Source organism: Ramlibacter monticola (genome assembly GCF_016722785.1).
GTDB classification, from domain to species: Bacteria; Pseudomonadota; Gammaproteobacteria; order Burkholderiales; family Burkholderiaceae_C; genus Ramlibacter; species Ramlibacter monticola.
Map to the genome: position 1 here is coordinate 1,111,145 of NZ_JAEQNE010000002.1, position 7,987 is coordinate 1,119,131.

8 protein-coding genes are annotated in these 7,987 nt (G+C 70.2%); 2 read left to right on the forward strand and 6 right to left on the reverse strand.

Annotation, left to right across the window (positions count from 1 at the left end; genetic code table 11):
• Positions 1-30: 30 nt before the first annotated feature.
• The gene (recG, locus tag JJ685_RS13320) at positions 31-2,169 is read right to left on the reverse strand and encodes an ATP-dependent DNA helicase RecG (protein ID WP_236598900.1); all 2,139 of its coding nucleotides are present in this window, start codon (positions 2,167-2,169) and stop codon (positions 31-33) included.
• A gap of 64 nt (positions 2,170-2,233) precedes the next feature.
• Between recG and queA the strand changes: the two genes are divergently transcribed.
• Both queA and tgt read left to right on the forward strand, forming a co-directional pair.
• Entirely contained in the window at positions 2,234-3,259 is a 1,026-nt protein-coding gene (gene queA, locus JJ685_RS13325; protein ID WP_201674695.1) for a tRNA preQ1(34) S-adenosylmethionine ribosyltransferase-isomerase QueA, read from the forward strand.
• 8 nt (positions 3,260-3,267) lie between these two features.
• Positions 3,268-4,428 carry a tRNA guanosine(34) transglycosylase Tgt gene (tgt, locus tag JJ685_RS13330; RefSeq protein ID WP_201674696.1) on the forward strand — a complete coding sequence of 387 codons (1,161 nt, stop codon included), beginning with the start codon at positions 3,268-3,270 and terminating at the stop codon, positions 4,426-4,428.
• Here the strand turns inward: tgt and JJ685_RS13335 are convergent.
• The 5 genes from JJ685_RS13335 to JJ685_RS13355 form a co-directional block, all read right to left on the reverse strand.
• Positions 4,400-5,479, reverse strand: a complete 1,080-nt coding sequence (locus JJ685_RS13335) for a zinc ribbon domain-containing protein (RefSeq protein WP_201674697.1) — start codon at positions 5,477-5,479, stop codon at positions 4,400-4,402. The two genes, tgt and JJ685_RS13335, sit on opposite strands and share 29 nt — an antisense overlap.
• A gap of 24 nt (positions 5,480-5,503) precedes the next feature.
• The gene (locus tag JJ685_RS13340; RefSeq protein WP_201674698.1) at positions 5,504-6,316 is read right to left on the reverse strand and encodes a DUF2145 domain-containing protein; all 813 of its coding nucleotides are present in this window, start codon (positions 6,314-6,316) and stop codon (positions 5,504-5,506) included.
• A 7-nt stretch (positions 6,317-6,323) separates the two neighbouring features.
• Complete coding sequence (locus tag JJ685_RS13345; protein WP_201674699.1) at positions 6,324-6,761, reverse strand: hypothetical protein; 438 nt, start codon at positions 6,759-6,761, stop codon at positions 6,324-6,326.
• Between the two features lies 1 nt (position 6,762).
• Positions 6,763-7,200 carry a YiaA/YiaB family inner membrane protein gene (locus JJ685_RS13350; protein ID WP_201674700.1) on the reverse strand — a complete coding sequence of 146 codons (438 nt, stop codon included), beginning with the start codon at positions 7,198-7,200 and terminating at the stop codon, positions 6,763-6,765.
• Between the two features lie 355 nt (positions 7,201-7,555).
• The coding region (locus tag JJ685_RS13355; RefSeq protein WP_236598901.1) for an integrase core domain-containing protein at positions 7,556-7,987 on the reverse strand (432 nt) is incomplete at its 5' end.

Genomic DNA, 7,987 nt, shown 5'->3' on the forward strand with positions numbered 1-7,987 from the left:
GTCGGGCAAGCCGCAGGCTATCGACTCCGGTCAGGCCTTCAGATATTCCGATTTTCCACCCAACCAGCGGCTCACGTGATGCTCCGCGAGCTCGGGGTGACGGTCGAGCATCAGCGGCGCGACTTCGCGCGCCCACTGCAGGAGGGCGGTGTCCAGCGAGAGGTCGGCGAATCGCAGCAGCGGGGCGCCCGACTGGCGCGCGCCCAGGAACTCGCCGGGGCCGCGGATCTCCAGGTCGCGGCGCGCGATCTCGAAGCCGTCGCCGGTCTCCGCCATCGCCTTCAGGCGGGCACGCGCGGTGTCGCCGAGGCGCCCGTGGTCGCCGGCCGAATAAAGGAGGACGCAGGCCGAGGCAGCGGCCCCGCGGCCCACGCGTCCGCGCAGCTGGTGCAGCTGGGACAGGCCGAAGCGCTCGGCGTGCTCGATCACCATCAGCGAGGCATTGGGCACGTCGACGCCCACCTCGATGACCGTGGTGGAGACCAGTACCCCCATCTGGCCACCGGTGAACAGGGCCATCACCGCCTTCTTCTCCGGCGCCGGCATGCGCGAATGCAGCAGGCCCACCATGACGCCCGGGAGCGCCTCGCTCAGGTCCTGGTGGGTGGCGGTGGCATTGGTGAGATCCAGGGTCTCGCTCTCCTCGATGAGGGGACAGACCCAGTAGACCTGCCGCCCCTGCGCCACCTGGGCGCGGATGCGTTCGACGACCTCGCCGCGGCGGCTGTCGGAGATCAGCTTGGTGACCACGGGCGTGCGGCCCGGGGGCAGCTCGTCGATGGTGGAGACGTCGAGGTCCGCGTAGTAGCTCATGGCGAGCGTGCGGGGAATGGGGGTGGCGGACATCATGAGCAGGTGAGGTTCCCGCTGCGCGGAAACCTCGCCTTGTGCGTCCGTGGTTCCCCCCTCCCCGGCCCTCCCCCTCGAGGGGGAGGGTGCCATGTCAGCCCGCATCTTCCCCCGCAGCGCCAGCCGCTGCTCCACGCCGAAGCGATGCTGTTCGTCGATGATCGCCAGGGCCAGCGCCTTGAACTGCACCTGCTCCTGGATCACGGCATGGGTGCCGACCACCAGCGCGGCCTCGCCGCTGGCGACCAGGTCCAGCATCTCGCCGCGCTCCTTCTTGCGCTGGCTGCCGGTCAGCCACGCCACCCGCAGGCCGCGCGGCATCAGCAGCGGCTCCAGCCAGCCGATCAGCTTGCGGAAATGCTGCTCCGCCAGGATCTCGGTCGGCGCCATCAGGGCGCACTGCCAGCCCGCGTCGATGGCGATCGCCGCCGCCAGGGCCGCCACGACGGTCTTGCCGGAGCCGACGTCGCCCTGTAGCAGGCGGTGCATGGGGCGCTCCCGGCGCAGCCCCTGGGCGATCTCCTCCGACACGCGGCGCTGCGCCTGCGTGAGCTGGAAGGGCAGCGCGGCGAGCAGTTGCTCGTGCAAGCCCCCTTCCCCCGCGCGCAGCGCCGGCGCCTGCAGCCGGTCGTGCTCGCGCCGGCTTTGCAGCTGCGACAGCTGCTGCGCCAGCAGTTCCTCCGCCTTCAGCCGCTGCCACGCCGGGTGGCTGCGGTCCTCCAGCGCCACGATCGAGACTTCGGGCGCCGGGTGGTGCAGGAACTGCAGCGCCTGGAGCAAGGTCCATTCGCGGGCACGGCCGGGGGCCGGCGGCGCGTCGGGCGGGATGGTCTCCGACAGGTCCGCGCGCTGCAGGCCGCCGGCCACCGCCTTGCGCAGATAGGGCTGCGGCAGTCCGGCCACCGTGGAATAGACCGGCGTCAGGGCCTCCGGCAGGTCGCCCCCTGCCTGCTTCCAGCTCGGATGGACCATCTGCCAGCCGAGGAAGCCGCCCTTCACCTCGCCCCGGATGCGCAACTGCGTACCCACCGCCAGCGACTTCTGCTGGGAGGGATAGAAGGTGAAGAAGCGCAGCACGCAGGTGTCGGTGCCGTCGTCCACCTTCACCACCAGCTGGCGCCGCGGCCGGTACTGCACCTGGCAGTCGACGACGGTGGCCTCGACCTGGATCGTGTCGCCCTCGCGCGCATCGCGCAGCTTCACGATGCGGGTCTCGTCCTCGTAGCGCAGGGGGATGTGGAGGGCCAGGTCGATGTCGCGTGCGAGGCCCAGCTTGGCGAGGGCTTTCTGCGGCTCCGACAGCGCCTTGGTTTCCGGCATGGGACAATTCTGCCCTGCTATTCCCCCCACCCACTTGGAACGGGCCCGTCCGGCCCTCAAGCGCATGCGCCACTTCACCCTGGGCGATTTCGACTTCGCCCTCCCCCCGGAACTGATCGCCCAGCACCCCGCCGCCGAACGCAGCGCGTCGCGCCTGCTGGATGGCACGGGACCCGCCCCTGTCGACCGCGTCTTCCGCGAACTGCCGCACCTGCTGCGCGAAGGCGACCTGCTGGTGTTCAACGACACCCAGGTGGTCAAGGCCCGCCTGTTCGGCGAGAAACCCACCGGCGGCAAGCTGGAACTGCTGGTCGAACGCGTCCTCGGCGACCGCGAGGTTGCCGCCCACATGAGGGTGAGCAAGAAGCCGCCCGCGGGCACCGAACTGCGCATGGACGGCGGCTTCGGCGCGACCCTGCTCGGTCGCTGGCCCGGGGAAGACGGTCCGCTGTTCCGCTTCGCCTTCAGCGAAGACCCGTACCGCGTGATGGAGCAGCACGGCCACGTGCCGCTGCCGCCCTACATCACCCATGCCGACACCGCCGAAGACGCGCGGCGCTACCAGACCGTGTTCGCCAAGAACCCGGGCGCCGTCGCCGCCCCCACGGCCGCCCTGCACTTCGACGACGCCGTGCTGGCCGCCCTGGAGGCCAGGGGCGTGCGGCGCGCCAGCGTGACCCTGCACGTGGGCGCCGGCACCTTCCAGCCGGTGAAGACGGAGGACATCGCGCAGCACCGCATGCACAGCGAGTGGTACCAGGTGCCCGAAGCCACGCAGCAGGCCATCGCCGAACTGCGCGCGCGCGGCGGCCGCCTGGTGGCGGTGGGCACGACCACGGTCCGCACGCTGGAATCCTGGGCGCGCAGCGGCCAGGCGAGCGGCGACACGGACATCTTCATCACCCCGGGCTTCCAGTTCCGCCAGGTGGACCTGCTCCTCACCAATTTCCACCTCCCCAAGTCCACCCTGCTGATGCTGGTGAGCGCCTTCGCCGGCTACGAGCACGCCATGCAGCTCTATCGCCACGCGGTCGAAAGCGGCTACCGCTTCTTCAGCTATGGCGACGCCATGCTGCTCGCGCGCACCTGAACACGACGATGCTGAAGTTCGAACTCCTGAAAACCGAAGGGCACGCCCGCCGCGGCGTCCTCACCCTCAACCACGGCGTCGTGCAGACGCCGATCTTCATGCCCGTGGGCACCTACGGCACCGTCAAGGGCGTGACGCCGCGCTCGCTGGAGGAGATGGGCGCGCAGATCATCCTGGGCAACACCTTCCACCTGTGGATGCGCCCCGGCCTCGACGTGCTGCAGCAGTTCGGCGGCCTGCACCGCTTCGAGCAGTGGGACAAGCCGATCCTCACCGACTCGGGCGGCTTCCAGGTCTGGAGCCTGGGCGAGATGCGCAAGATCAGCGAGGAGGGCGTGAAGTTCGCCTCGCCGGTCAACGGCGACCGGCTGTTCCTCACGCCGGAGATCTCGATGCAGATCCAGACCACGCTGAACTCCGACATCGTGATGCAGTTCGACGAGTGCACGCCCTACGACACGCAGGGCCACATCACGACGGAGGCGGAGGCGCGCTACTCGATGGAGCTGTCCCGCCGCTGGGCGCTGCGCTGCCAGGCCGAATTCGCGCGGCTGGAGAATCCCAACGCCCTGTTCGGCATCGTGCAAGGCGGCATGTACGAGCACCTGCGCGAGGAGTCGCTCGCCGCGCTGGTCGACATGGACTTCCCCGGCTACGCGGTCGGCGGCGTCAGCGTCGGCGAGCCGAAGGAGGACATGCTGCGCATCATGGCGCACACGCCGCACCGCCTGCCGGCGCACAAGCCGCGCTACCTGATGGGCGTCGGCACGCCGGAAGACCTGGTGGAGGGCGTGGCGCGGGGCGTGGACATGTTCGACTGCGTGATGCCCACGCGCAATGCGCGCAACGGCCACCTGTTCACGCGCTACGGCGACCTGAAGATCCGCAACGCCAGGCACCGCAGCGACGAGCGCCCGCTGGACGAGACCTGCACCTGCTACACCTGCCGCGGCACGACGCGCCCCGACGGCACGGCGAGCGGCGGCTTCTCGCGCGCCTACCTGCACCACCTGGAGCGCTGCGGCGAGATGCTGGCCCCCATGCTCGCCTCGATCCACAACCTGCACTTCTACCTGAACCTGATGCGGGAGATCCGCGAGGCGCTGGAGCTGGGGACCTTCGAGGCGTTCGCGCTGGCCTTCAGGCGGGACCGGACACGAGGCGTGTGAACGGCCCCGCGCCGGCGCTCCCCGCCGACGCCCCGCAGCTGTGGCAGAACTTCGCGAACGCGCTCTTGCGCGTCGCGCAGCTCCCGCAGCGGTCGAACAGGCCGATGCCGCAGTGCGGGCAGTAGTCGATCTTCTCGTCGCGCAGGTCGACCGGGCGCTCGCAGCCCGGGCACACGCCCTTGGCCAGGCGCGCGAGCGCCGTGTCGTAGCTCAGTTCCTCGCGCCGCTGCGCGTCGGGTAGCTGCTCCGCCGCCTTCTGCCGTTCGAGATAGCGGTTCAGCGCCAGGATCGCCTGCCGGCCGACCAGCACCGTCACCACGATCCCCACGAGGTAGCGCACGTAGCCCCCGTAGCTGGGGAGGTAGGGCACCAGCTCCACGAAGAAGGTGAAGAGCGCGAACAGGGCGAAGCCCCAGACGAAGGGCCACCAGGTGCCGTGCCGGCGGGTGCGCAGCAGCCAGCCGGCGACACCCAGCAACGGCAGGGTGAGCGCCAGCCGGTAGAGGAACACGCGCAGTTCCACCCGGCGCGCCTCCATGTTCATCTTCCGGGCGGCTTCGCGCTCCATCTCCTGCAGCTCCTGCCGGGCGCGCGACTCGGCCTGGCGCGCGTCCAGCAGCGCCTGGTCCTGGCGCTGCTCCGCGGCCTGGGCGGCGCGCTCGGCCTGCTTCAGCGCATCGAGCTGCCGCGTGCGGGCGAGGACCTCGGGATCCTGTTCCGGCAGTTGCGTCGCGCGGCGGGTGGCCAGCCAGTTCTGCAGGCTTTCGCGGGCCGCCTGCGTGTCGGATTCGGCCACGCGCCGCTTCAGCCGCGCCTGCTCCAGCGCGTCCTGCGCCTCGCGTGCCGTGCGTCCGGACTGCTCGATGCCGGCGCGCAGGCGTTCGCCCGCGGCGCGGTCCATGAAATCCTCGACGCGCAGCGGCTTCTCCACCTTGGGCAGGTCGCCGACCAGGGTGCCGCCCAGGCCGATCAGGAAGCCTGCGAAGACGACCGCCACCAGCCACAGGCCGCGGCGGAACCATTTCTCGGACAGGCGCAGTGCCTTGCTCATGATCCCTCCTCTTCTTTTCCGCCATCATGGCAGGCGCACCGGCGCGCCGCCAAGCCCGGATCGCTGCATCCAGGCGAACACCGAATCGACCGTCACGGTTTCGATCCGGTCGCTGAAGCGCTTCGCGTCCGGATGGTCGTCGAAGGCGACGTTGGCCGCGGCCAGGCGGCCGCCCAGGCGCGTGAGCGGACCGAGCCGCAGCACGCTCGGTTCGTAGCCCTGCAACTGCAGCCAGGCCTGCGCGCGCAGGCGCGAGGTCGCGGCGGGCTCCTGCGCCAGCGCCATGGTTTCCAGCACCCACTGGTTGGACTGCTGGTAGCGCTGGCCCCAGGCGTAGGCCACGATGCTGTAAGGCCTCTGGTGCAGGCGCTGCGCGCGCGCATCGTCCGCCAGCAGGGCGAGCAGCCGGCGCTGCAGTTCCGGCGTGGGCACGATCCAGGCGGCCTCGAAGCGCCACAGGTCGTCGAGGAAGAACTCGGCCAGGCCCTGCCGGTACAGGTCGGCGCTGTCGCTGCCGCAGGAATTGAGCTTGTGGAACACGCGCCATGCGGGGCGGCCGGACGCGTCCCGGGTGCGGAAGGCCACGCCCAGGTGGGACCAGCGCAGGCCGTACTTCGTCAGGTCGCGGCCGGCGCGGGCGAGCAGCACCAGCTGCACGCCATCGCGCGCGTAGGCGGCCTCCAGCGCCTCGTGCGTGCGCTGGGCCAGCCGCAATCCCTGTTCCACCGTCGCCACGGTGGGCTTGCGCGGCTCGCAGGAGCGGCCCGCCCGGGCGGCCGGCGCGAGGGTGAACGCGGCGAGGAGCACCAGGCCCGCCAGCAGTCGCTTGCCGTCCATGGCGGCCTCAGTGCGTCACGCGCTCGTTGTACAGCAAGGCCTCGCCCAGCGCGTTGGGGACGAAGGCCAGCACCTCGCCGGCGGCCGACAGCAGCACGCCGGCGCCGACCACGCTCACGGTGACGGCCGAGCCGACGGCCAGCGCCCCGGCCTCGATGCCGCGGCCACTCACTTCGATGCTGGCGCGGGCGCCGTCGGAGGCGCGCTCCAGCACGTAGACGGTGCCGCGCGCGCTCACTTCCACCGTCTTCACGACCAGCACGGCGCCGGCGGTGGACAGGGCCACGGGAAGCACCACCACGGCGCCCGCCGCCACGCTGGCGCCGCCGACCACCGACGCCACGGGCAGGGCCGAGAGCGCGCTCAGCGCGGAGAGCTGGTCGTGCGCCTGGGCCGATGCGGCCACGGCCGCCGCGAGGGCCAGGGTCAGGATGCTGCGCTTCATGTCATTCCTCCCGGGCGGCTTCGGCGCTGTCGGCGTTGTGCCGGTCGCGCAGGGTCTTGGCGAGCGTGAAGGTGCACGTGATCAGGTAGAGCCAGCTCACCGCGAGGAAGGCCTTGTAGGTCTCGCCGATCTCCATGCGGACGAGACCCCAGCCGGTGAGCGCCATCGCGAGGCCGAAGCCGCCCCACACCACCAGCGCGAACAGCGGCGTGTCGGCCGTGCGGCGTTCGTGCCGCGCCTGGTCCTGGTCGCGCACGAACTTCGCCAGCACGAAGGCGGCGGACAGGCAGAAGAAGTAGCCCATCACCATGAAGGCGCGGTCCAGGTCCCGTCCCGGCAGCCAGGCCAGGCCGACGCCGCACAGGAACACGGCCAGCAGGAAGGAGACCCAGACCTGCAGTTGCCAGGCACGGGTGTCGCGTCGGATCAGCACTTGCATCGTGAACCTCTTGGAGGTGTTGAACACGAGGGGCAGTGTGGGGAGCGGCTCGTCGACGCCGTCGGGATTTCGGCCGCGGCAGCGCGCGGCGGCATCACGGGTATCGAATGACGCTACTTTTGGTGCCGTGACGGCGGAGGGGGCCGGAGGGTTCTTCGTCGATCTCCGGGAGGCTTCGGAAGGTGGTGGATGCGGGGAGTCGTTGGTGCGCGCAGTTGCTTTCTTGCCGGACCAGAACGGGGCTGTCCGTCTCCGCGACTGTCCCCCGGCGCGGATGAGAACCGCGGCCCGGGGTGAGCGCCGCGCCCGCGCCTCCTCCTTTATGTCGCCGAGCCGGACAGTGACCCGTCCTGCTTTAGGTTGACACCTGTTCGGGACTTGTTGCCGGCCGCCGGTGGGCGGCCAGAGACGCCCGGTGCTTGGCATCGGGCGTTTCGTATTTTAGGGATAGGTGTGGCCGCTTCTCGTTGTACAGGCGCACGGATTCACTCACCATGCGCCTCGCTTGCTTGAGATCGGCTGGAGTCTGCAGCAGGTATTCCATCTTCAGGATTCCGTTGACCCTCTCGGCCAGCGCGTTCTGGTAGCAGTCATAGCCGTCCGTCATCGAGCAGGTGATGCGGTTTCGGGCGTGGATGCGCTGGTATTCCACCGAGCAGTATTGGGTGAATTCAACTCGTCGTAGCAACACGTCCTGATTGGAGGTGTTGATGAAAGCGAAGAAGCGGAAGTCGAATCGGTCACTACGCGCGAACCTGCGCTCGCCTGGTCGACCGCCGGTGTTGCA